22 protein-coding genes and 1 riboswitch are annotated in these 23,918 nt (G+C 69.5%); of the genes, 16 read left to right on the forward strand and 6 right to left on the reverse strand.

From position 1 onward, the window contains the following. The first annotated feature begins 237 nt into the window (after nt 1-237). From coxB to ACFYY7_RS03340, 4 genes are all read left to right on the forward strand, one after another. Nucleotides 238-1,200, forward strand: a complete 963-nt coding sequence (gene coxB, locus ACFYY7_RS03325; protein WP_388656383.1) for a cytochrome c oxidase subunit II — start codon at nt 238-240, stop codon at nt 1,198-1,200. Then, complete coding sequence (gene ctaD / locus ACFYY7_RS03330; protein WP_388580486.1) at nt 1,197-2,933, forward strand: cytochrome c oxidase subunit I; 1,737 nt, start codon at nt 1,197-1,199, stop codon at nt 2,931-2,933. Before coxB ends, ctaD begins: the two co-directional genes overlap by 4 nt. Then, entirely contained in the window at nt 2,930-3,328 is a 399-nt protein-coding gene (locus tag ACFYY7_RS03335; RefSeq protein WP_388656385.1) for a cytochrome c oxidase subunit 4, read from the forward strand. Before ctaD ends, ACFYY7_RS03335 begins: the two co-directional genes overlap by 4 nt. A 119-nt stretch (nt 3,329-3,447) precedes the next feature. After that, nucleotides 3,448-4,704 carry an Ig-like domain-containing protein gene (locus ACFYY7_RS03340; protein WP_388656388.1) on the forward strand — a complete coding sequence of 419 codons (1,257 nt, stop codon included), beginning with the start codon at nt 3,448-3,450 and terminating at the stop codon, nt 4,702-4,704. Nucleotides 4,705-4,761: 57 nt separating this feature from the next. Here the strand turns inward: ACFYY7_RS03340 and ACFYY7_RS03345 are convergent, their stop codons facing one another. Beyond that, complete coding sequence (locus ACFYY7_RS03345; protein WP_388656391.1) at nt 4,762-5,163, reverse strand: hypothetical protein; 402 nt, start codon at nt 5,161-5,163, stop codon at nt 4,762-4,764. 187 nt (nt 5,164-5,350) lie between these two features. On the opposite strand from ACFYY7_RS03345, the gene ACFYY7_RS03350 reads away from it, so the two are divergent. The 6 genes from ACFYY7_RS03350 to ACFYY7_RS03375 all read left to right on the forward strand — a co-directional run bounded on the left by ACFYY7_RS03350 (nt 5,351) and on the right by ACFYY7_RS03375 (nt 12,459). Continuing rightward, nucleotides 5,351-5,971: a heme-copper oxidase subunit III gene (locus tag ACFYY7_RS03350; protein WP_124718117.1), complete on the forward strand. Its 621-nt coding sequence runs from the start codon at nt 5,351-5,353 to the stop codon at nt 5,969-5,971. A 62-nt stretch (nt 5,972-6,033) separates the two neighbouring features. Then, entirely contained in the window at nt 6,034-6,843 is an 810-nt protein-coding gene (locus ACFYY7_RS03355; protein ID WP_388580500.1) for a c-type cytochrome, read from the forward strand. Continuing rightward, complete coding sequence (locus ACFYY7_RS03360) at nt 6,840-7,892, forward strand: Rieske 2Fe-2S domain-containing protein (RefSeq protein ID WP_388656394.1); 1,053 nt, start codon at nt 6,840-6,842, stop codon at nt 7,890-7,892. The genes ACFYY7_RS03355 and ACFYY7_RS03360 overlap by 4 nt, the downstream gene beginning before the upstream one ends. Next, nucleotides 7,889-9,514, forward strand: coding sequence for a cytochrome bc complex cytochrome b subunit (locus tag ACFYY7_RS03365; protein WP_388656397.1), 1,626 nt, complete (start codon nt 7,889-7,891; stop codon nt 9,512-9,514). The genes ACFYY7_RS03360 and ACFYY7_RS03365 overlap by 4 nt, the downstream gene beginning before the upstream one ends. Nucleotides 9,515-9,638: 124 nt before the next feature. After that, nucleotides 9,639-10,703 (forward strand): anthranilate phosphoribosyltransferase, encoded by a 1,065-nt coding sequence (trpD, locus tag ACFYY7_RS03370; RefSeq protein ID WP_376315526.1) that lies wholly within the window; start codon nt 9,639-9,641, stop codon nt 10,701-10,703. Between the two features lie 85 nt (nt 10,704-10,788). Continuing rightward, nucleotides 10,789-10,906, forward strand: a riboswitch (SAM riboswitch). A 176-nt stretch (nt 10,907-11,082) separates the two neighbouring features. Next, entirely contained in the window at nt 11,083-12,459 is a 1,377-nt protein-coding gene (locus tag ACFYY7_RS03375; protein WP_388656400.1) for an aminotransferase class V-fold PLP-dependent enzyme, read from the forward strand. Nucleotides 12,460-12,540: 81 nt separating this feature from the next. On the opposite strand, the gene ACFYY7_RS03380 is transcribed toward ACFYY7_RS03375, so the two are convergent. After that, the gene (locus tag ACFYY7_RS03380) at nt 12,541-12,822 is read right to left on the reverse strand and encodes an Lrp/AsnC family transcriptional regulator (RefSeq protein ID WP_124718123.1); all 282 of its coding nucleotides are present in this window, start codon (nt 12,820-12,822) and stop codon (nt 12,541-12,543) included. Further along, on the reverse strand, nt 12,819-13,571 hold the full coding sequence (locus ACFYY7_RS03385; RefSeq protein WP_351257449.1) for a rhomboid family intramembrane serine protease: 753 nt from the start codon (nt 13,569-13,571) through the stop codon (nt 12,819-12,821). The genes ACFYY7_RS03380 and ACFYY7_RS03385 overlap by 4 nt, the downstream gene beginning before the upstream one ends. Nucleotides 13,572-13,734: 163 nt before the next feature. Between ACFYY7_RS03385 and ACFYY7_RS03390 the strand changes: the two genes are divergently transcribed. From ACFYY7_RS03390 to ACFYY7_RS03410, 5 genes are all read left to right on the forward strand, one after another. Then, nucleotides 13,735-13,977, forward strand: coding sequence for a hypothetical protein (locus ACFYY7_RS03390; protein WP_014156692.1), 243 nt, complete (start codon nt 13,735-13,737; stop codon nt 13,975-13,977). 36 nt (nt 13,978-14,013) lie between these two features. Next, entirely contained in the window at nt 14,014-15,375 is a 1,362-nt protein-coding gene (locus tag ACFYY7_RS03395; RefSeq protein WP_388656403.1) for an NYN domain-containing protein, read from the forward strand. 284 nt (nt 15,376-15,659) lie between these two features. Continuing rightward, nucleotides 15,660-16,688 (forward strand): NlpC/P60 family protein, encoded by a 1,029-nt coding sequence (locus tag ACFYY7_RS03400; protein ID WP_351257454.1) that lies wholly within the window; start codon nt 15,660-15,662, stop codon nt 16,686-16,688. Between the two features lie 236 nt (nt 16,689-16,924). Next, nucleotides 16,925-17,956: an NlpC/P60 family protein gene (locus ACFYY7_RS03405; protein ID WP_388656406.1), complete on the forward strand. Its 1,032-nt coding sequence runs from the start codon at nt 16,925-16,927 to the stop codon at nt 17,954-17,956. Between the two features lie 19 nt (nt 17,957-17,975). Beyond that, nucleotides 17,976-19,211 (forward strand): hypothetical protein, encoded by a 1,236-nt coding sequence (locus ACFYY7_RS03410; RefSeq protein WP_388657106.1) that lies wholly within the window; start codon nt 17,976-17,978, stop codon nt 19,209-19,211. 14 nt (nt 19,212-19,225) lie between these two features. Here ACFYY7_RS03410 and ACFYY7_RS03415 read toward each other — a convergent pair whose 3' ends face one another. Beyond that, complete coding sequence (locus ACFYY7_RS03415) at nt 19,226-20,473, reverse strand: glycosyltransferase 87 family protein (RefSeq protein WP_388657109.1); 1,248 nt, start codon at nt 20,471-20,473, stop codon at nt 19,226-19,228. A gap of 27 nt (nt 20,474-20,500) precedes the next feature. Beyond that, nucleotides 20,501-20,641, reverse strand: a complete 141-nt coding sequence (locus tag ACFYY7_RS03420; RefSeq protein WP_388656409.1) for a hypothetical protein — start codon at nt 20,639-20,641, stop codon at nt 20,501-20,503. Between ACFYY7_RS03420 and ACFYY7_RS03425 the strand changes: the two genes are divergently transcribed. Continuing rightward, nucleotides 20,634-21,776, forward strand: coding sequence for a glycosyltransferase family 4 protein (locus ACFYY7_RS03425; protein ID WP_388656412.1), 1,143 nt, complete (start codon nt 20,634-20,636; stop codon nt 21,774-21,776). The two genes, ACFYY7_RS03420 and ACFYY7_RS03425, sit on opposite strands and share 8 nt — an antisense overlap. A gap of 69 nt (nt 21,777-21,845) precedes the next feature. Here ACFYY7_RS03425 and ACFYY7_RS03430 read toward each other — a convergent pair whose 3' ends face one another. Further along, complete coding sequence (locus tag ACFYY7_RS03430) at nt 21,846-23,642, reverse strand: AMP-dependent synthetase/ligase (protein ID WP_388656415.1); 1,797 nt, start codon at nt 23,640-23,642, stop codon at nt 21,846-21,848. Between the last annotated feature and the right edge of the window lie 276 nt (nt 23,643-23,918).

Consider the following 23,918-nt stretch of genomic DNA (forward strand, 5'->3'; position numbering starts at 1 on the left):
GGGGAGGGGCCTGCCGCGGGGCCAGGAGAGGGGGCGTCAGATGACGGCCGGAGGCCCGTATTCCACCCCTTCGGGGAGTCGGGCGGCGCGTTGGGCACCCTCCCCGCGCGACCCCAAATAGCGTCCAGTAGGGTTTGGTCCGCATAAACATCCAAACCCCTGCCCGCGTCAGGGCGGCGACCGACCAGAAAGACGGCCGCGCCGACCGCGCGGGCGAGACTCTCGGGAAGGCGCTACGTGAGTCCCAACGGCTCCGACCGCTCGTCGCGGCGCCCGATGCGGCGGAAGCTGCCGCAGGTGCTGACTGCGGGCCTGATCCTGGCGACCGCAACCGGTTGCACATACAAGGACTTCCCCCGCCTTGGTATGCCTACGCCGGTAACAGAAGAGGCACCACGGATCCTTTCCCTCTGGCAGGGCTCGTGGGCGGCAGCGCTCGCCACGGGCGTGCTGGTCTGGGGCCTGATCCTGTGGAGCGTCATCTTCCACCGGCGCAGCCGCACCAAGGTCGAGGTTCCTCCGCAGACCAGGTACAACATGCCCATCGAGGCGCTGTACACCGTGGTTCCTCTGATCATCGTCTCGGTGTTGTTCTACTTCACCGCGCGCGATGAATCGAAGCTCCTCTCGCTCTCCCCGAAGCCCGCCCACACCATCAACGTGGTCGGCTACCAGTGGAGCTGGGGCTTCAACTACATCGAGAACGTGGACGGCTCGACCGCCACGGGCAACGAGATCCCCAAGGAGCTCGACGCCATCCCCAACCGTTTCCGGGAGGACTTCCCCAAGGGTGCGGAAGGCGTTTACGACTTCGGCGTCCCGGGAACCCGGAACCCGCAGAACGGCAACCCGGGTCCGACCCTGTGGCTGCCGAAGGGCGAGAAGGTCCGTTTCGTCCTGACTTCGCGTGACGTCATCCACTCCTTCTGGGTGGTGCCGTTCCTCATGAAGCAGGACGTCATTCCGGGCCACACCAACTCCTTCGAGGTGACTCCCAACCAGGAGGGCACCTTCATGGGCAAGTGCGCCGAGCTCTGCGGCGTCGACCACTCCCGGATGCTCTTCAACGTCAAGGTCGTCTCCCCGGAGCGCTACCAGGCGCACCTCAAGGAGCTGGCGAAGAAGGGCCAGACGGGCTACGTGCCGGCCGGCATCGAGCAGACTGACCCGGCCAGGAATGCGGAGACGAACAAACTGTGAGCATCCTCAACGAACCTCAGGGTGCCGCGGCAGCAGACGACTCGTACGAGGACGAGCTGCCGGTCCGGCGCAAGCAGCCGGGAAACGTCGTCATCAAGTGGCTGACCACCACTGACCACAAGACGATCGGCACGATGTACCTGGTCACATCGTTCGCGTTCTTCTGCATCGGCGGTCTGATGGCGCTCTTCATGCGCGCCGAACTGGCCCGTCCCGGCACGCAGATCATGTCGAACGAGCAGTTCAACCAGGCGTTCACGATGCACGGCACGATCATGCTGCTGATGTTCGCGACGCCGCTGTTCGCCGGATTCGCGAACTGGATCATGCCGCTGCAGATCGGCGCGCCCGACGTGGCGTTCCCGCGGCTGAACATGTTCGCGTACTGGCTGTACCTCTTCGGTTCGCTCATCGCGGTGGCCGGCTTCCTCACCCCGCAGGGTGCGGCGGACTTCGGCTGGTTCGCCTACTCCCCGCTCTCGGACGCGGTCCGGTCGCCGGGTGTCGGCGCCGACATGTGGATCATGGGTCTGGCCTTCTCCGGCTTCGGCACGATCCTCGGTTCGGTCAACTTCATCACCACGATCATCTGCATGCGCGCCCCTGGCATGACGATGTTCCGCATGCCGATCTTCGTCTGGAACGTCCTGCTGACCGGTGTGCTGGTCCTGCTGGCCTTCCCGGTGCTCGCCGCCGCGCTCTTCGCGCTGGAGGCGGACCGTAAATTCGGTGCGCATGTCTTCGACGCGGCCAATGGCGGCGCATTGCTCTGGCAACACCTCTTCTGGTTCTTCGGCCATCCAGAGGTGTACATCATTGCCCTGCCATTCTTCGGAATCATTTCCGAAGTGATTCCGGTCTTCAGCCGGAAGCCGATGTTCGGCTACATCGGTCTGATCAGCGCGACGATCGCCATCGCGGGTCTTTCCGTGACGGTGTGGGCGCACCACATGTACGTGACGGGCGGCGTGCTGTTGCCGTTCTTCTCGTTCATGACATTCCTCATCGCGGTACCGACCGGTGTGAAGTTCTTCAACTGGATCGGCACGATGTGGAAGGGATCGCTGTCCTTCGAGACACCGATGCTCTGGGCCGTCGGCTTCCTGATCACCTTCACCTTCGGTGGTCTGACCGGCGTGATCCTGGCGTCGCCCCCGATGGACTTCCACGTCTCGGACTCGTACTTCGTCGTCGCGCACTTCCACTACGTCATCTTCGGCACCGTGGTCTTCGCGATGTTCTCCGGATTCCACTTCTGGTGGCCGAAGTTCACCGGCAAGATGCTGGACGAGCGGCTCGGCAAGATCACGTTCTGGACGCTGTTCGTGGGCTTCCACGGCACGTTCCTGGTGCAGCACTGGCTGGGTGCCGAGGGCATGCCGCGTCGTTACGCGGACTACCTCGCCGCGGACGGCTTCACCGCGCTGAACACGATCTCGACGATCTCCTCGTTCCTGCTCGGCCTGTCGATGCTGCCGTTCTTCTACAACGTGTGGAAGACCGCCAAGTACGGCAAGAAGATCGAGGTCGACGACCCGTGGGGCTACGGCCGTTCGCTGGAGTGGGCGACCTCCTGCCCGCCGCCTCGGCACAACTTCCTCACCCTGCCGCGGATCCGTTCCGAATCCCCGGCGTTCGACCTGCATCACCCGGAGATCTCGGCGCTCGAGCAGCTGGAGCACCACTCCGAGGATGACAAGGCCCTCGCTGGTGGCAAGGAGGCCGGCAAGTGAAGATCCAGGGCAAGATGTTCATCTGGCTGAGCGTCTTCATCCTCGTCATCGCCATCACGTACGGCGTGTGGTCGAAGGAGCCGGCCGGTACCACCGCGCTCGTCCTGGCCTTCGGGCTGAGCATCATGATCGGCTTCTACCTGGCCTTCACGGCCCGGCGGGTCGACGCCATGGCGCAGGACAACAAGGAAGCCGATGTCGCGGACGAGGCCGGCGAGGTGGGGTTCTTCTCCCCGCACAGCTGGCAGCCGCTCTCGCTGGCGGTCGGCGGTGCACTCGCCTTCATGGGAGTCATCTTCGGCTGGTGGCTGCTCTACTTCTCGACCCCGATGATCCTGATCGGTCTGTTCGGCTGGGTCTTCGAGTACTACCGCGGTGAGAACCGCACCCAGTGACACAGCTCCACCGCTCCACCTGAACGGGGGGCCCGCACTTCTCCACCGAGAGGAGTACGGGTCCCCCGTTCGCAGTCACATCGCGCGCTGATACGGGTGAATCTCCGTAGCTTGGGTTCATGAACCACACGCCGCGCATCCGCCCCGTAGTGAGCTGCACTCTGCTGGTCGTGACCCTGGTCGCAGGTGTGACCGCCTGTGGCGGGTCCGGAGGCCATCCGCTCGCGGAGAAGCCGTACGACGCGGTGGACGAGATCTCCGCCAACGCCACGGACGGCGACGAGAAGGTCGACCCCGGCAAGCCGCTGGAAGTCACCGTCAACGGCGACGACGGCCGGATCACGGACGTGTCGGCCGTCGACACGACCGGCCGCCATCTGGCGGGCGAACTCGACGCCGACGGGAAGCGGTGGCACTCCACCGTCCCGCTCGCCGCCGGCACCCGGTACACCGTCAGGGTCGGGGTGGAGGACGACGACGGCGCTCCGGGCAGCCGTACGCTCTCTTTCGGGACCACCTCCGCCAAGAAGTTCCTGAAGGTCACCTTCGGCCCTCAGGCGGGCACCTACGGCGTGGGGCAGCCCATCACGGCGGAACTCAGCGCTCCGGTCAAGGACAAGGCGTCCAGGGCCAACGTCGAGCGCGCCCTCAGGGTCCGCTCGACGCCCGCAGTGACCGGCTCCTGGTACTGGGTCGACGACAAGACCCTGCACTACCGCCCCAAGGACTACTGGCCCGCCAGGGCCACCATCGACGTCACCAGCGGCCTGGCCGGCGTCAAGGTCACCGACGCCCTCTACGGCGCCCCCACGAAGGCGCTGAGGCTCACCACGGGCGACCGCGTCGAGGCCATCACGAACGCCGCGACGCACTCGATGACGGTCAAGCGCAACGGGAAAGTGATCAACACCATTCCGGTGACGACCGGCAAGCCCGGCTTCTCCACCCGAAACGGCGTCAAGGTCGTGCTGGGCAAGGAGTACCGCGTACGTATGCGCGGGGAGACGATCGGCATCGCGGAGGGTTCCTCCGACTCGTACGACCTGCAGGTCTACTACGCGACGCGGGTCACCTGGAGCGGCGAGTACGTGCACGCGGCCCCCTGGTCCACCGGCTCGCAGGGGTACGCGAACGTCAGCCACGGCTGTACGGGCATGAGCACCGGCCAGGCCGAGTGGTTCTACAACACCGTGCGCACGGGCGACATCGTCACGGTCGTGGGCAGCCAGGGCGAGACGATGACGCCGTTCGACAACGGCTTCGGCGACTGGAACCTGTCCTGGGCCAAATGGCTGAAGGGCAGCGCCCTGCAGAAGAACACCGCCCCGGAACGCGACGACACGATCCAGGCGGCGCGACTGCGTCCCGAGGTCTGACCGGCCCGGGGAGTGCGCTGCCCCTCAGTGGTGCCGCGGACGGGGCCGCGGCGGGCATCAGGCGTCCACGCAGTCCCTGCTGCGCAGCAGGGACGCCAGGGCGTCCGCGAACTCGACCGGTTCGACCGGAAGGGTCACCGCGGCGTCCGCACGGCTCCAGGTGGCCAGCCAGGCGTCCTGCGGGCGCCCGATCAGCAGCAGGACCGGCGGGCACCGGAAGACCTCGTCCTTGATCTGCCGGCAGACGCCCATGCCGCCCGCGGGCGCCGTCTCGCCGTCCAGCACGCAGACGTCGATGCCGCCGCGGTCCAGCGCCTCCAGCACGGCGGGCATGGTGGCGCATTCCAGGAATTCCACCGGTGGCACGTCAGCCGCGGGCCTGCGCCCGGCTGCCAGCCTCACCTGCTCACGGGTGTTGGCGTCGTCGCTGTAGACCAGGACCGTGGCGGTCGGCTGCATTGTTCCTCCGTGACATCTGTGTCTTCGGGGCTTTCCGGGCATGAACCGATGCGCGGATCGTACTCCGCCGGACGGCCAGTCAGCACCGCTTCGGACCGCTGTTCCATGGGCCGTTCGGGGAGGACACACCCGGCTGACACACCGAACGGCACCCCCCGGGGTGAGGGCGGGATAAGCGACCGACATAATGTCGGTCGTGGCGACAGCAACGACAGTAGAAACCGGGCACGCGCACCCGTCGGTCAATCGACCGAACCTCACCAGCGTCGGAACCATCATCTGGTTGAGTTCCGAGCTGATGTTCTTCGCGGCCCTCTTCGCGATGTACTTCACCCTGCGATCGGTGACGGGACCGGAGCACTGGAAGGAAATGGCTTCGGCCCTGAACTTCCCGTTCTCGGCGACGAACACCACGATCCTGGTGCTCTCCTCACTCACCTGCCAGCTCGGCGTCTTCGCCGCGGAGCGGGGCGATGTGAAGAAGCTCCGTGCGTGGTTCGTGATCACTTTCGTGATGGGTGCGATCTTCATCGGAGGCCAGGTCTTCGAGTACACCGAGCTGGTGAAGAAGGACGGCCTCTCGCTGTCCTCCGACCCGTACGGCTCGGTGTTCTACCTGACCACCGGCTTCCACGGTCTGCATGTGACAGGCGGTCTCATCGCCTTCCTGCTCGTTCTGGGCAGGACATACGCAGCCAAGAGGTTCACCCACGAACAGGCGACCGCCGCCATCGTCGTGTCCTATTACTGGCACTTCGTCGATGTCGTATGGATCGGCCTCTTCGCCACGATCTACATGATCAAGTAACCGGGCTCGAACCCGAACCACATCCAGCATCGACGCAGAAGATCCTGACACCGGGGTAATCCGTGAAAAAGCTCTCCGCACGACGACGCCATCCGTTGGCGGCGGTCGTCGTACTCCTCCTCGCGCTGGCGGCCACTGGGGGGCTGTACGCCGCGTTTGCGCCCGCGAGTAAGGCGCAGGCCGACGAAACCGCCCAGTCCCTCGCCATCGACGAGGGCAAGAAGCTGTACGCCGTCGGTTGCGCCAGCTGCCACGGAACCGGCGGTCAGGGCACCACCGACGGGCCGAGCCTGGTCGGCGTGGGCTCCGCCGCCGTTGACTTCCAGGTCGGCACGGGCCGTATGCCGGCGCAGCAGCCCGGCGCCCAGGTGCCGAAGAAGAAGGTCATCTACAACCAGGCGCAGATCGACCAGCTCGCGGCGTACGTCGCGTCGCTCGGCGCCGGTCCGGTCGTTCCGACCAAGAAGCAGGTCGACCCTGCGGGTGCGGACATCGCCAAGGGTGGCGATCTGTTCCGTACCAACTGCGCGCAGTGCCACAACTTCACCGGTGAGGGCGGCGCGCTGTCGAACGGCAAGTACGCGCCCAGCCTTGAAGACGTGGACCCGAAGCACCTCTACGAGGCCATGCAGACCGGCCCGCAGAGCATGCCGTCCTTCCCGGACACGACGATGCCCGAGCAGCAGAAGCGGGACATCATCGCGTACGTCCAGACCGTGAACAGCGCCCAGTCGGAGAACCCGGGTGGGCTGAAGCTGGGCGGCCTGGGGCCGGTCAGCGAGGGTCTGTTCGCCTGGATCTTCGGGCTCGGCGCACTGATCGCAGTTGCCATTTGGGTCGCGGCCCACACCGCTAAGGCCAAGAAGTCATGAGTAGCCAAGAGATTCCAGACGAGAACCTGCCCGCTGAGCAGGGCACCGCGCACGACGCGGTGAAGGTCGCGGACGACCCGTTCGCCGACCCGGGGCTGCCGGCCCACAAGCCGCGCATCCAGGACATCGACGAACGGGCCGCGAAGCGCTCCGAGCGCGCCGTCGCGTTCATGTTCACGCTGTCCATGCTGGCGACGATCGGCTTCATCGCCTCGTACGTCATCTTCCCGGTCGACAAGATCGTGTACATCTGGCCCTTCGGCCATGTGAGCGCGCTCAACTTCTCCCTGGGGCTGACCCTGGGCGTGGCACTCTTCACGATCGGCGCGGGCGCCGTCCACTGGGCGCGCACGCTGATGTCCGACGTGGAGGTCGCCGACGACCGGCACGCCATCGAGGCCGAGCCCGAGGTCAAGGCGAAGGTCATGGCGGACTTCGCGGCGGGTGCCGAGGAGTCCGCGTTCGGACGGCGCAAGCTGATCCGCAACACCATGTTCGGCGCGCTGGCCCTGGTGCCGCTCTCCGGTGTGGTGCTGCTTCGCGACCTCGGTCCGCTGCCGGAGAAGAAGCTCCGCACCACCCTGTGGGCCAGGGGCAAGCAGCTCATCAACATGAACACGATGGAGCCGCTGCGTCCCGAGGACGTCGCCGTCGGTTCGCTGACCTTCGCCATGCCCGAGGGCCTGGAGGAGAGCGCTCACGACTTCCAGAACCAGATCGCCAAGGCCGCGCTGATGATCGTCCGCATCCAGCCGGAGAACATCAAGGACAAGCGCGAGCGCGAGTGGGCCCACGAGGGAATCGTGGCTTTCTCCAAGATCTGCACCCACGTCGGCTGCCCGATCAGCCTGTACGAGCAGCAGACGCACCACGTGCTCTGCCCGTGCCACCAGTCCACCTTCGACCTCTCCGACGGCGCCCGCGTCATCTTCGGTCCGGCCGGTCACGCCCTTCCGCAGCTGCGGATCGGTGTGAACAGCGAGGGCAACCTCGAGGCGCTCGGTGACTTCGAAGAGCCCGTCGGTCCTGCATTCTGGGAGCGCGGATGAGTACTGCGACCGACACACAGCGCAAGGCGCCCGCCGGTGAGCGGGTGGCCGACTGGGCGGACGGCCGGCTCGGGATCTACTCCCTGGCCAAGGCCAACATGCGCAAGATCTTCCCGGACCACTGGTCCTTCATGCTCGGTGAGATCGCCCTCTACAGCTTCATCATCATCATCCTCACGGGTGTGTATCTGACGCTGTTCTTCGAACCGAGCATGGGCGAGGTCGTGTACCACGGCTCGTACGAGCCGATGCAGGGCATCCGGATGTCGCAGGCCTACGCCTCGACGCTGGACATCAGCTTCGACGTCCGCGGTGGTCTGCTGGTTCGCCAGATCCACCACTGGGCCGCGCTGATCTTCCTGGCCGGCATGTTCGTGCACATGATGCGCGTCTTCTTCACGGGTGCGTTCCGCAAGCCGCGTGAGATCAACTGGCTGTTCGGCTTCCTGCTGTTCGTGCTGGGTATGTTCACCGGCTTCACCGGCTACTCGCTCCCGGACGACCTGCTGTCCGGTACGGGTGTCCGCTTCACCCAGGGCGCGATCCTGTCGACGCCGATCGTCGGCACGTACATCTCGATGTTCCTGTTCGGCGGAGAGTTCCCCGGTCACGACTTCGTCGCCCGGTTCTACTCGATCCACATCCTGCTGCTGCCGGGCATCATGCTCGGTCTGCTGGTGGCGCACCTGATCCTGGTCTTCTACCACAAGCACACGCAGTTCGCGGGTCCCGGCCGCACCAACAAGAACGTCGTCGGCATGCCGCTGCTGCCGGTGTACATGGCGAAGGCCGGTGGCTTCTTCTTCCTGGTCTTCGGCATCATCGCCATCATCGCGGCGATCGCCACGATCAACCCGATCTGGAACATCGGCCCGTACCGTCCGGACCAGGTGTCCACCGGCGCCCAGCCCGACTGGTACATGGGCTTCGCCGAGGGTCTGATCCGAGTGATGCCCGGCTGGGAGATCAACCTCTGGGGTCACACGCTCGTCCTGGGTGTGTTCATCCCGCTGATGGCCTTCGGACTGGTGCTCGCGATCATCGCGGTCTACCCGTTCGTCGAGTCCTGGATCACCGGGGACAAGCGCGAGCACCACATCCTGGACCGCCCGCGCAACGCCCCGACCCGGACGGCATTCGGTGTCGCCTGGATCACCGAGTACGTCATCGTCTTCATCGGCGGTGGCAACGACCTGTGGGCCACGCACTTCCACCTGTCGCTGAACGCCATCTCCTGGTTCGTCCGGATCTTCATCTTCGTCGGCCCGGTCATCGCGTTCATCGCCACCCGGCGGATCTGCCTCGGCCTCCAGCGCCGCGACAAGGAGAAGGTGCTGCACGGACGCGAGTCCGGCATCATCAAGCGCCTGCCGCACGGCGAGTTCGTCGAGATCCACGAACCGCTCGGCCCCGAGCAGCTGCACACGCTCACCGCGCACGAGCAGTACGAGCCGGTCGAGATCGGCCCGACGGTCGACGAGAACGGTGTCGAGCGCAAGGTGTCGGCGCTGCAGAAGCTGCGGGCCCGGCTCAGCAAGGGCTACTACGGCGAGAACAACCAGATCGCCAAGCCCACCGCCGAGGAGTACAAGGAGATCACCAGCGGCCACGGTCACCACTGATCGCCTGAACTGATCGCCACAGCGAGAGCCCCGTCCATTCGATGGACGGGGCTCTTTGCTGCCCCTGGCGCTCGATAGGGTGGAGGCGATCCCTTTTACCGGCTGTGGACCCCAGGAGCGGACCATGAACGTTGTGACCCCGATCGGCGGCGACAGCGTGGCGGACCGTACCTGGCCCGGCGTGCTGAACCCCCTGCTGCGCGGCGAGAACCTCACCGCCGACGACACCGCGTGGGCGATGGACCGCATCATGAGCGGCGAGGCGAGCGATGTGCAGATCGCCGGATTCGCGGTGGCCCTGCGCGCCAAGGGCGAGACCATCGACGAGGTCTCCGGCCTGGTCCGGACGATGTACGAGCACGCCAACACCATCCACGTACCCGGCCGTACGGTCGACATCGTCGGCACCGGCGGCGACCTCGCCAAGACGGTCAACATCTCCACCATGTCGGCGGTCGTCATCGCCGGCACCGGCGCCAAGGTCGTCAAGCACGGCAACCGCGCCTCCTCGTCGGCGAGCGGTTCCTCCGACGTGCTGGAGAAGCTCGGCGTCAACCTGGACCTCTCCGCGCAGCGGGTCGTCGAGGTCGCCGAGGAGGCCGGCATCACCTTCTGCTTCGCGGTGAAGTTCCACCCCGCCCTGCGGTACGTCGCAAGGGCCCGCAAGGAGCTCGGAACGCCGACCACGTTCAACATCCTCGGGCCGCTCACCAACCCGGCCCGGGTGCGTTCCCAGGCCGTAGGTGTCGCCGATCTGAAGATGGCGCCCATCGTCGCCGGTGTCCTTGCCGAGCGCGGCAATTCGGCACTGGTCTTCCGCGGTGACGACGGCCTGGACGAGCTGACCACGACCGCGACCTCCAGGGTCTGGGTGGTCCGGGACCAAGCGGTGCGCGAGGAGGTCTTCGACCCGCGCGACGTCGGTCTGGAACTGGTGCCCGTCGAGGCCCTGCGCGGTGCGGACGCCTCGTACAACGCCGACGTCGCCCGGCGGGTGCTGTCCGGCGAACGGGGGCCGGCGCGGGATGCCGTGCTGCTCAACTCGGCGGCGGCGCTGACGGCTCTCGACCCGACGGACGGCACGCTGAACGAGCAGCTCGCGGCCGGGATCGCGAAGGCCGCCGAGTCCATCGACTCCGGGGCGGCGGCGCGTGCGCTGGAGCGCTGGGTGGCGGCCAGCAACGCCTGAAACGGGCGCAGATGAGGTGCGAGGCGCAGTCCGGATCCTGGACTGCGCCTTGCGCGTCTTCGCACGTATGGCAAGATGCAGGTCAGGTCATGAGTGACAGCGACTACGGCCCCGGCCCGCTGTCCGGCAACCCTCCGTCCGTGGCGGGGTGCCCCGGGTGAAGACCAGGCCGTAGGCAGCGAGGTCTGCGGCAAGCGCGGGCCCCTCGGCATCTGTGAATGCCAACCCCCGGGGTCCTGGTCCCTAGGGAGCCTCTTGTGAGCACGCGAATGCGATAGGGCCGTCGGCCCTCCTCCGCACACCCCTCTTCATCTTTTCCGCTGCGCTGCCGCGTATCCGCCGGCGCATGCGATTCGCCTGCCTCTTACGGGAGTTCGCCATGTCTGTCTTCACCGCTGCCGCCGACCAGTCGCTTTGTGCCCCTCTGCCGGTTCTGGGCAAGGATGTGACGGTTCCGCTGGTCACGGGTGGCGAGGTCACCTACGCCGCGCTCGACTACGCCGCCAGCGCCCCCGCGCTCCAGCGGGTCTGGGACGACGTCGCCGCGTACGCCCCGTACTACGGCAGCGTCCACCGCGGGGCCGGCTACCTCTCGCAGCTCTCCACCGACCTCTTCGAGAACAGCCGCGCGACCGTCGCGGAGTTCCTCGGCTGCCGCGCCGGTGACCAGGTGATCTTCACCCGTTCGACCACCGACTCGCTGAACCTGCTGGCCGCGGTCGTCCCGGCCGACTGCCAGGTCTTCGTCTACGAGACCGAGCACCACGCCTCGCTGCTGCCGTGGCGTGACGCCCGGGTGACGTACCTGAACGCCCCGCGCACCCCGGCCCAGGCGGTCGAGACGCTGGAGCGGGCGCTCGCCGACCGCGAGCCCTACGGCCCGGCGCTGGTCTGCGTCACCGGCGCCTCCAACGTCACCGGCGAGCTGTGGCCGGTGAAGGAGCTGGCCGCCGCCGCCCACGCGCACGGCGCCCGGATCGTCCTGGACGCCGCCCAGCTCGCCCCGCACCACCCCGTCGACATCGCCGAGCTGGACGTGGACTGGGTCGCCTTCTCCGGGCACAAGCTGTACGCGCCCTTCGGCTCGGGCGTCCTCGCCGGCCGGGCCGACTGGCTGCAGGAGGCCGAGCCCTACCTCGCGGGCGGCGGCGCCTCGCGCAAGGTCGCCCGTCGCACCGACGGCGGGGTGGACGTCGAGTGGCACTCCACCGCCGCCCGCCACGAGGCCGGTTCCCCCAACGTCATCGGCGTGTACTCCATCGCCTCCGCCTGCAAGGCGCTCACCGAGGCGGGCTTCGACAACCTGGTCGCCCGGGAGCAGTACCTCGTCGACGCGGTCCGCACCGGCCTCGCCGAGATCCCCGAGGTCAAGGTGCTCTCGCTGTTCGGCGACGACGCCCCACGGGTAGGCGTCATCTCCTTCGTGGTGGAGGGCTGGAACAGCTCGCACTTCGCCGCCGCGCTCTCCGCCGAGTACGGCATCGGCGTCCGCGACGGCCTGTTCTGCGCCCACCCGCTGGTCCGCACCCTGCTGGGCAGCGACCCGCAGGAGGTCGGCGAGTGCGGTGCGCCGGAGGCCGAGCCGGGCGAGCGCTCATTGAACGCGATCCGGGTGAGCTTCGGCGCCGGTACGCCGGACGAGCACATCGAGCGGTTCGTCCGGGCGGTCAAGGAGCTGGTGAGCGAGGGCGCCCAGTGGAAGTACCGCACCGAGGACGGCCGCTGCGTCCCGGACCGGGGTGCGGCGCAGCTCTGAGGCACACAGCACTTCGGCGGGGGACGGGCAGCCTGTGGGCCCGTCCCCCGCCGAAGTGCTGCGGGGTGGTGAGGTGCGTGCCTACGCGTCGAGGCCGATGGCGAAGGCGGCCTCAAGGTCGTGCTGCGAGTAGGTACGGAACGCCACATGGGTGTCGGTGGCCTCGACGCCGGGAATCTTGCTGATCCGGCCGGGGATGACATCGGCGAGATCGTCGTGCTTGGGCACCCGGACCATGGCGATCAGGTCGTACGTACCGGTGACCGAGAAGACCTCGCTGACACTGTCCAGCGCGGCGATGGCCTCGGCGATCTCGGGAATCCGGTCCACGCTGGTTTTGATGAGCACGATCGCGGTGATCACGGCTGGCTTTCTCCCTCGGTGGCCGTGGCTGGTCCCTTCACTCTATCCGTACGCCGGTAACGCCCCCAGGCGTAGAGGAAGCCGAGGGCGAAGCCCACCACGTGGGCCAGATAGGCGACACCCGGCCCCCCGCTGCCCGCGCCCTGGACGGCCAGCCACTGGAGGGCGAACCAGAAGACCAGCACGATCCAGGCGGGGAAGCGCAGTGGCAGGAAGAAGAGGAACGGGAACAGGCTGGTGACCCGGGCCCTGGGGAACAGGTACAGGAACGCCCCGAGCACCGCCGAGATCGCCCCCGAGGCGCCCACCAGCGTCTGGTCGGACGTGGCGTGCGCGGCCGCGTAGGCGACCAGGGCGAGGTAGCCGGAGATCACGTAGAAGAAGGTGAACCCGAGCCGGCCCATGCGCTCCTCGGTCATCGCGCCGAACACGTACAGGAAGAGCACGTTGCCGAGCAGATGCAGCCAGCTGCCGTGCACGAAGAGGGCGGTGAGCGGGGTGAGCAGGGCGTGTGCGGAGCCGTCCCACAGCTCGCTGGGGATCACGCCCCAGCGTTCGAAGTACCCGGCCTGGGCGGCGAGCAGGGCGTCGGCGGTGCCGGGGACCGGGTTGAAGCCGGACAGCGGGCTGATCAAGAAGACCAGGACACAGGCCGCGATCAGGGCATGGGTCACCACTGGCCCGCCCGAGGTGACCGTCCGTAGCAGCCCACCGGTCAGCCTGCCGGTAACAGCTCGCCGATCGATCATGAACAGAGCATGACGCAAGCGGAGGGAACGGGACAGACCGCCTCGCCGTGTCGGGGGGACACAGCGAGGCCGTAGGGTTACGGCAGGACATCCGCAGTTCGACGGCGCACCGCGAGATCCTTGAAGCAAGGCAGCAAGAGACTCGACGAAAGAGGACGCAACGATGACGACGGTTCCCCAGCCGACCGACGGGACCCGCTGGCGCTGCACGCTCTGCGGAAATCTCACGCGCTTCGACGTGACGCGCTCCTCGAAGGTCGTCGAATATGTCCATCTCGACCTGGCCGGTGAGTCCAGCGTGGAGGAACGCGAGGTGGTCAGTGAGACCATCGAGTCGGTGCGCTGCCGTTGGTGCAACGCGGTGGACCAGATCGAACTGGTGGACAGGCCGGGTGCCGACTCCTGACGGAGCCGCGCCCACAGACATTTGGGGTGACGGATGGTGGAGCAGCCCGCTAGCGGCGCCGAGTCGGCCGAGGCGGCCGACGGTGCCGTCGAGGCGCTCGACCGCCCGCTGCCCGAAGGCGTTCGGCGGCGGGTCGTCGCGCTGGTCTCGGACGCGTTCGGCGGCCTGACGGTCAGCGAACTCCCGGCCCAGCTGCGGCAGTACGCCCGCTTCACCCCGACCCGGCGGGCCAAGTTCGCCGGGAACGCGATGGCGGCCGCCCTGGAGGGCGACGCGCTGTTCCGGCAGCGGATCGGTGATCGGCTCAAGGAGGGGCAGCCGGAGCTGACCGCCGCCCTGGAGGCCGGGGCGCCGCCCGCCGCCGCCGACCCGGTCGACGTGGCCGCGGCGGCCTATGTGCTGCGCCCGGCGGGCTGGGTCAAGCTGGTCGCCGCCGCCGGCGAGGAGGCCCAGCGCGCGGACGCCGAGCGCGTCGACGAGGAGAGCCGCCGCGAGCTGGAGCGGCTGCGCGAGGAGCTGGCCCAGGCCCGCTCCCAGACGAAGAGCGAGACGGAGCGGCTGCGCGTCGAGCTGGATGCGGCCCGCAAGGAGGCCGAATCCCTCCAGCGCAAGCTGCGCAGCGCCGTCAACGAGGTCAAGCGCGGCGAGGCCGCGCTGCGCCGCAGCCGGGCCGAGACCGACGCCGTACGGTCCGAGGCGGCCGCCCAGGTCTCCGCGGCCGAGAGCGAGAGCCGGCGGCTCAAGGCGCGGCTCGGTGAGGCCGAGGCGTCCGTGGAGGCGGGCCGCCGGGCCGCCAGGGAAGGCCGCTCGGTCGAGGACATGCGGCTGAGGCTGCTGCTCGACACGGTGCTCGACGCGGCGAGCGGACTCCGCCGTGAACTGGCCCTGCCGCCCTCCTCGATGCGTCCCGCGGACAGTGTGGACGCGGTCGAGCCGGGCCGGCTGTCGCCCAAGGACATTGCCGCCAGGGCCCTTTCGGAGACCGACCCGGCCCTGCTCGACCAGCTGCTCGCGCTGCCGCAGGCGCATCTGATCGTCGACGGCTACAACGTCACCAAGACCGGCTATCCGCAGCTGCCGCTGGAGAAGCAGCGGTTGCGGCTGCTGGGCGGGCTCTCGGTGCTCGCCGCGCAGACCGGCGCGGAGATGACCTGTGTCTTCGACGGGGCCGAGCTGGCGGCCCCGGTGCTGCTGGCGCCGCCGCGCGGGGTCAGGGTGCTCTTCAGCAAGCCCGGGGTGACCGCCGACGAGCTCATCCGCCAGCTGGCGCGCGCCGAACCTCCGGGCAGGCCGGTCGTGGTGGTCTCCACCGACCGCGAAGTCGCCGACGGAGTGGCGAAGGCGGGCGCCAGGCCCGTTGCGTCCGTCTTGCTCCTGAAGCGCCTTTCGCGCGTCTAGTGGCACTTGCCGGGTCTCGGTGGAAATCGGGGAACGGACCGTCAGTTTCCCACTACACCCCGTGCGTCGTGGGTAAAGAAGTGCGTTCCGTGACAGATTTTTCGGGTGAGGATTTGAACTGATCACAAGTTGGTCACTAGGGTCAGGCTTCGAACCTTCGCACGGTTGATCACCCATCCGGGGTGACTGCGAGGGCACCGCCGAGTCCGTGAACATGCACGGAGCCGGGGATTCAGATCCCCCACAGCCCGGTAGGCGGCTCGAGGAAGAAGGAGCTCGCCTCCGTGGCGTCCCACCGTCGTCCCAAGCAGCCGAGCCGCGCCCGTGTGACCGTGCTCACCGCGACCGCCGCCGCGGCCGTGGCCCTGACCTCCCAGGCGGCCCACGCCGACCCGAAGCCCTCCAAGGGCGAAGTCCGGGAAGAGGTCGAGAAGCTCAGCCACGCGGCCGGCGATGCCAACGAGAAGTACTACGGCGCCAAGGAGAAGCAGCAGAAGCTGGAGAAGGAAGTCGCCGCGCTGCAGGACAAGGTGGCCCGCGGCCAGCAGGAGGTCAACAACCTGCGCAACGGCCTCGGTTCGCTCGCGGCGGCGCAGTACCGCTCCGGTGGCATCGACCCGTCGGTGCAGCTCTTCCTCTCGTCCAACCCGGACACCTTCCTCGACGAGGCCTCGGCCCTCGACCAGTTGACGGCCAAGCAGACCGAGACCCTGGGCAAGATCCAGGAGAAGCAGCGGGTCCTCGCGCAGCAGCGCAAGGAGGCCCAGGACAAGCTCGGTGACCTCGCGGACGTGCGCAAGACGCTCGGCGAGAAGAAGAAGGACCTCCAGACCAAGCTGGCCAAGGCGCAGCAGCTGCTCAACTCGATGACCGCCGCCGAGCGCGCGAAGATGCGCGAGGACCAGCAGCGCGCCAGCCGCTCCGCGGGCGACCGGGTCGAACTCGGCAACGAGCTCCCCGCCTCCGCCTGGGGCGCCGCCGCTCTGAACGCCGCCAAGACCCAGGTGGGCAAGCCGTACGGCCGCGGCGGCACCGGCCCCGGCTCCTTCGACTGCTCCGGGCTGACCCAGTGGGCCTACGCCCAGGCCAACGTCCAGATCTCCCGGGTCACTTACACCCAGGTCAACGACGGCGTCCACATCGGGCGCAGCGCGCTGAAGCCGGGCGACCTGGTCTTCTTCAACAACACCGCGCACGTGGGCCTCTACGCGGGCAACAACACCGTCCTGCACGCCCCGTACCCGGGCACGTTCGTCCGTTACGAGTCGATGGACACCATCGGCAGCTTCCAGTTCGGCGTGCGCGTCGGCTGACGACGCCCGAACGGGCGAATTCCCGCGCCCGCACGGACAGTCCGCCCCGCCGGAGACCACAGGTCACCGGCGGGGCGCCGTCGTTTCTGGCACTCTTCCTCGCGGCGCGGCCGTTCGTCGCTCCGTGATCGTCCGACTACTGTCTGCCTGCTGTGCGGCTCCCGGTCGTCGGTCCGCCCGCCCCGGGCGGCAGGGGCTGCGCGCGTCTGCGTACAGCGGAAGGAGTGCGGCGTCCTGTGGTGTCCCATCGCCGTTCCACACAGTCCGGCCTCAACCTGAGCGTCCGGGCCACCGTTCTGTCCGCCGCGGCGGCGACCGCGGCCACCACTCTCGGCGCGGCCACCGCGAACGCCGATCCGCAGGACTCCCCCCGGACCGCGAAGGCCCGCATCGACCGGCTGTACACCGAGGCCGAGCGGGCCACCGAGCGGTACAACGAGGCCGGTGAGAACGCCGGCCGGCTGCGCGGCGAGGTCGACCGGGCCCAGGACCGGGCGGCCCGTGGCCAGGAGCAGGTCAACCGGATGCGTACGGTGCTCGGTTCGGCGGCGAGCGCGCAGTACCGCTCCGGTGGCATCGACCCCTCGCTCGCCCTGCTGCTCTCCTCCGACCCGGACAGCTACCTGGACCGGGCGGCCGTGCTGGAGCGCCTGAACGAGGTCCAGGCCGCCGAGCTGCGGGAACTCCAGAAGGCCCAGCAGGGGCTGGAGCAGACCCGGGCGGAGGCGGACCGCGCGCTGGCCGAGCTGGAGCTCAACCGGGCGGCCGCCACCCGCCACAAACGGACCGTCGAACGCAAGCTCGCCGAGGCCAGGAAGCTGCTGGCGGCGCTGCCCGGCGCCGACCGGGCGGAGTTCGAGCGGGCCTCGCGCTCCGGCCGAGACGGCGGGCTCCCGGCCATGGCCGGTCTGCCGGCCGGCTCCGCACGCGCGGCGGCCGCCGTCGCGGCGGTCCGGCAGGCGCTGGGCCGCCCGTACATCTGGGGAGCCAACGGACCGGCCGGATTCGACTGCTCCGGGCTGATGCAGTGGGCGTACGCCCAGGCCGGGGTCAGCCTGCCGCGCACCTCGCAGGCCCAGCGGTACGCGGGACACATGGTGCCGCTCTCCGAGGCCCGCCCCGGCGACCTGGTCGTCTACCGCGCGGACGCGAGCCACGTCGCGATGTACGTCGGCAACGGCCAGGTGATCCACGCCCCGTACCCCGGGGCCCCGGTGCGCTACGACCCCGTCGGCATGATGCCCGTCTCGTCGGTCACCCGCGTCTGACCGTACCCTCGATCGGGTGATGAAGCGGCGGGGACGGAATGGCGGGCGGAGCGCGGCGGGAGCGCTGCTCGCCGGGCTGCTGCTCGCCTCCGGCTGCGAGGCCCCCGACGACGGCGCCGCCCCCGAATCCACCACCCGGGCCGTCCGCGCCACGCTGGACCGCCGGGCCGCCGCCGTGCTCGCCCACGACACGGACGCCTTCCTGGCCACCACGGACCCCCGGGCCACCGGGCTGCGCGCGGCCCAGCGCCGGGAACTCGGCAACCTCGCCGACGTACCGCTCGGCTCCTGGACGTACCGGCTGCGCGACGTGACCGCTCAGGGCACCGACCGGGCCACCGCCGACGTCGAGCTGCGCTACCGGATCAAGGGCTACGACGCGGCGCCGGTCGCCGCGGACCGGGTGCTCGACCTGAGACGGGACCGGGCGGCCGGCCGCTGGTACGTCGTCGGGGACCGGGCCGGCGGGGACGGCGCCCGCCAGCTCTGGCAGCAGGGCGACGTACAGGTGGTGAGCGGGAAGCGCAGCCTCGTCCTCGGGGTGGGCCGCACCGATCAGGAGCTGCGCGCCGTCGCCAGGACCGCAGACCGCGCGGTGCCCGCCGTGTCCGACGCCTGGCCGGAGCGCTGGGCGGGCCGCGTGGTGGTGCTCGTGCCGCGCACGGTGGACGACATGGCGGAGCTGCTGGGGTCGGCGGCGGACTACCGGGGGATCGCCGCCGTCACGACAGGGCGGACCGGCGGCGCGGGCCGGACGCCCGCGGACCGGGTGATCGTCAACCCGCAGGCGTACGGCACGCTGGGCGCCTTCGGGCAGCGGGTCGTCCTCACCCACGAGACCACCCATGTCGCGACCCGCGCCCACACCTCCTCCGCGACCCCGACCTGGCTCTCCGAGGGCTTTGCTGACTGGGCGGCCTACCGCGCCGAGGACCGCACCGCCGCCCGGATCGCGCCCGAACTCGCGGACGCCGTCGCGCGCGGCGAACCGCCGGCCGCCCTCCCCACCGACGAGGACTTCGGCTTCGCGGGCGACGCCGCGCGCCTGGCGAGGGCGTACGAGGGCGGCTGGGCGGCCTGCGAGCTGATCGCCGACCGCTGGGGCGAGCAGAAGCTGCTCGCCTTCTACCGGGCCGTCGGAGGGCACTCGGGACGCGACGGGGCGGTGGAGCAGGCCATGCACGAGGTGCTCGACACGACTGAGCAGGACTTCACCGTGCTCTGGCGGGAGTATCTGCGCTCCGCGCTCGGCTGAGCCCCGCGCACGGCTCAGGAGCCGACCGGCTCCGTCTCACGGCCGAGGCCGGACCGGGCGGCGGACCCGCCGTCGCGCGCCGCCCCGGTGACCGTCCGCCGCCACAGCCGGCCACAGGCGATCAGCGTCGCCGCGACCAGCAGGCCGTTGCGCACGAACATCAGCGTCACGCCCGTCGCGTCGCTGGTCACCACGTGCGTGAACCCGAGCGGGAACTCCCACTGGGTGACGCCCGTCGCCAGCAGCACCAGTCCGGCCGGCAGCACCATCCGGCTGTCGCGGAACACCAGGCAGACCGCCGCCAGACCGACCAGCCAGAGCATGTACTGGGGGCTGATCACCCGGCTCGTCGTCGTGAACAGCAGCACCGCCACGAACGCCGCGTCCGCCGGGGTGCTCGCACCGAACTCGCGGGCCCGCAGCCGCCACACCAGCAGCCAGCCGAACGCCAGGACGGACAGACCGAGGGCGAGCGTGCTCACCAGCGGTACGTGCGGCCCCAGGAACTCCATCGAGCCGTAGTGGTACTCCACCCGGCCCTCCCAGCCGAACTGCCGCGCCACATGGAAGACCAGCGCCCCCAGCGACTCGACCTCGGTGCCCCGGTCGCGCTGGAAGCCGAGGAAGGCCAGCGCACCGGGCATCGCCAAGGTGCACACCACCAGCAGCCCGGCCGCCGTCACCGCCGCGGCCGTCCACGCCGACCGCGTGTACCGGCCGCGCGCCGTACCGGCCAGGATCAGCGCCGGCCACACCTTCAGCAGCGCACCGACGGCGGCCAGCACACCCATCACCCGCGGATGCCGCACCCCCGCGAGCAGCGCCGCCACCGCGACCGCCGTGACCATCACGTCGTAACGGGCGTACGCGGTCGTGCCGAGCAGCGGCACCCCCGCCACCCACACCCAGGCGCCCGCCACCGACCGGCCGCCGCCCCGGCCCGCGTACAGCAGCAGCCCCAGCACCAGCGCGTCGCACACGAACGCGAGGACGAAGAAGGCCGAGGCGTAGTCCAGGAACGGCAGCAGCGCGGGGGAGAGGATGGCGAGCGCGGCCAGCGGCGGGTACTGCCAGGTGACGTCGGACTCCGGATACGTACCGGTCTTCAGGACCTCGGACCAGCCGTGGTAGATCACCGAGACGTCGCTGGTCACGTCCGGTCCGGGCAGCGTGATCACCTTGGTGACGAAGCACAGCAGCGCGACCCTGGTCAGTGCCCACACCGCCGCGGCGGCGAGCCGTGCGCCGGCCGATCCCCTCATGAACGCCTCATCCGTGTTCGTCATCCGTCATTCGTCGGTCGTCGCCCGGTGGTTGCCCGGCCGGTACTCGGTGGGTACTCCGCGGGTACGAGGAGCCATGATGCCCGCCCGGCCGGTGCGGGAGCCATCGGGGCCGGACAGCCCGGTACTGTCGGCCGGGATGGACAAGACCCTGATCGTGACCAACGACTTCCCGCCACGCCCCGGTGGCATCCAGGCGTTCCTGCACAACATGGCGCTGCGCCTGGACCCCGAACAGGTCGTCGTGTACGCCTCCACCTGGAAGCGGACCCCCGAGGGCCGCGCTGCCACCGCCGCCTTCGACGCCGAGCAGCCGTTCACCGTCGTGCGCGACCCGACGACGATGCTGCTGCCGACCCCGCGGGTCACCCGGCGCGCGGTGCGGCTGCTGCGCGAGCACGGCTGCACCTCCGTCTGGTTCGGCGCCGCGGCCCCGCTCGGGCTGATGGCACCGGCGCTGCGCAGGGCGGGCGCCCGCCGCCTGGTCGCCACCACGCACGGGCACGAGGCGGGCTGGGCGCAGCTGCCCGCGGCCCGGCAGCTGCTGCGACGGATCGGCGAGGGCACGGACACGATCACGTACCTGGGGGAGTACACCCGCTCCCGGATCGCCCCCGCGCTCACCTCCCGGGCCGCGGAGCGGATGGTCCAACTGCCGCCCGGCGTCGACGAGAAGACCTTCCACCCCGACTCGGGCGGCGACCGGACGAGGGCCGGGCTCGGGCTCTCGGACCGGCCGGTCGTCGTCTGCGTGTCCCGGCTCGTGCCGCGCAAGGGCCAGGACACGCTGATCCTCGCGATGCCCGCGATCCTGGCGCAGGTCCCGGACGCGGTGCTCCTGATCGTCGGCGGCGGACCGTACGCCAAGGAGCTGGAACGGCTGGCCGAGGAGACCGGGGTCGGCGACTCCGTGCGGTTCACCGGACCGGTGCCGTGGGAGGAGCTGCCCGCCCACTACGGCGCGGGCGACGTCTTCGCCATGCCGTGCCGCACCCGCCGCGGCGGCCTCGACGTGGAGGGCCTCGGCATCGTCTTCCTGGAGGCGTCCGCGACCGGTCTGCCGGTGGTGGCGGGCGACTCGGGCGGCGCGCCCGACGCGGTGCTCGACGGCGAGACCGGGTGGGTGGTGCGCGGCGGCTCCCCCGAGGAGGCGGCCGACCGGATCGTCACGCTGCTGCGCGACCCGGAGCTGCGGCGGCGGATGGGGGAGCGGGGCCGGGCCTGGGTCGAGGAGAAGTGGCGCTGGGACCTGCTCGCCGAGCGGCTGCGGGCGCTGCTCTGAGCCGCGTACGCGCGAGAGGGGCCCGCACACGCCGTGCGGGCCCCTCTCGCGCGTACGTCCTCCGGGGCGTCAGCCGCGGTAGATCGACTCGATCTCGTCCGCGAAGTCCTTCGCCACCACGTTCCGCTTCAGCTTCAGCGACGGCGTGATGTGGCCCGCCTCCTCGGTGAACTGCGAGTCCAGGATGCGGAACTTGCGCACCGACTCCGCCTTGGACACGGCCGCGTTCCCGTCGTCCACCGCCCGCTGCACCTCGGCCAGCAGCTCCGGGTCCTCGCGCAGCGACACGGCTGTCGAGCCGGCCGGCTTGCCGTGCTCCTCGGCCCAGCGGCCCAGGAACTCCTCGTCCAGGGTGACCAGCGCGCCCACGAACGGCCGTCCGTCGCCGACCACCATGCACTCGGCGACCAGGGCGTGCCCGCGGATCCGGTCCTCGATCACCGCGGGAGCGACGTTCTTGCCGCCCGCCGTGACGATGATCTCCTTCTTGCGGCCGGTGATCGCGAGATAGCCGTCCTCGTCCAGCGTGCCGATGTCGCCCGTGTGAAACCAGCCGTCGGCCAGGGCTTCGGCCGTCGCCGACTCGTTGTTCCAGTAACCGGTGAACAGGTGTTCGCCGTGCAGCAGCACCTCGCCGTCGTCGGCGATCCGCACCACCGAACCGGGCAGCGGCTGGCCGACCGTACCGATCTTCTGCCGGTCCCACGGGTTGAAGGCGGTGGCCGCGCACGTCTCGGTCAGGCCGTAGCCCTCCAGGACGGTGAAGCCGATCCCGCGGTAGAAGTGGCCGAGCCGCTCGCCCAGCGGCGCGCCGCCGGAGATCGCGTACTCGCCGCGCCCGCCGAGCACCGCCCGCAGCTTGCTGTAGACCAGCCGGTCGAAGAGCTTGTGCTTCAGCTTCAGGCCCAGCGGCGGGCCCTGCGGGGTACCCAGCGCGCGGCTGTAGGCGATCGCCGTGTTCGCGGCCTTGTCGAAGATCTTTCCCTTGCCGTCGGCCTGCGCCTTGGCGCGCGCCGCGTTGTACACCTTCTCGAAGACCCGCGGCACACCGAGGATCAACGTCGGCCGGAACGAGGCCAGTTCATCGGTGAGGTGCTTGATGTCCGGTACGCAGCCGAGCTTGATCGGGGCCATCACCGAGGCCACCTCGACCAGCCGTCCGAAGACGTGGGCGGCGGGCAGGAAGAGCAGTACGGAGCAGTTGCCGGTACGGAAGAGGGGCTTGAGCCGCTCCACCACGTTGCCGCACTCGGCGAAGAAGCTGCGGTGCGTGAGCACACAGCCCTTGGGGCGGCCGGTGGTGCCCGAGGTGTAGACGATGGTGGCCGGGTCGTCCGCCTTGGCGCTCGTCATCCGCAGGTCCAGCGTCTCGTCCGAGACGTCCTCGCCGATCGCCGTCAGCCCGCGGATCGCGTCGTCCTCGATCTGCCAGATGCCCTTCAGGGCCGGCAGGTCCGCCTGGACGGAGACCACGGAGGCCTGGTGCGCGGCGGACTCCACCAGGCACAGGGCGGTACCGGAGTCACCGAGGATCCACTGGATCTGCTCGGGCGAGCTGGTCTCGTACACCGGGACGGTGACCGCGCCCGCGCTCCAGATCGCGAAGTCGAGCAGGACCCACTCGTAGCGGGTGCGCGAGAGCAGAGCCACCCGGTCACCGGCTTCGACGCCCGCGGCGATCAGGCCCTTGGCGACGCCCCTGACCTCGGCCAGGAACTGGGCGGCGCCGACATCGGTCCACACGCCCCCCACCTTGCGGCTCATCACCGCGACATCGGGATGCTGAGCGGCATTGCGGCGGATGAGATCCGTCAGGTTGCCGTCCGAGGGGACCTCGTACAGGGCCGGAAGGCTGAACTCGCGCAAGACTGCTGCTCCTCATCGGGCTCCGGTGCCACGGCTCTGTGTGACGCACCGGCTGCGGTCCAAGATTGGCGGGTGCTCAGTGGGGTGAGCACGACTGGACTGCCCGGACGTTACCCACCAGTACTGGGTTCCCGATAGGGGGTTCCGGCCAGATGTCTTATGCGTCACACATAACGTCGACCCTTGGCCGCACAGTAGTCCACCCGTGTGACCGGGCGACGATATTCGCAGGTCCGGCGGCCTCTACCCAGGTGACCGGGAGAGCGGGCGCTTCGG

It is taken from the genome of Streptomyces sp. NPDC001933 (assembly GCF_042890955.1).
Taxonomy (GTDB): Bacteria; Actinomycetota; Actinomycetes; order Streptomycetales; family Streptomycetaceae; genus Streptomyces.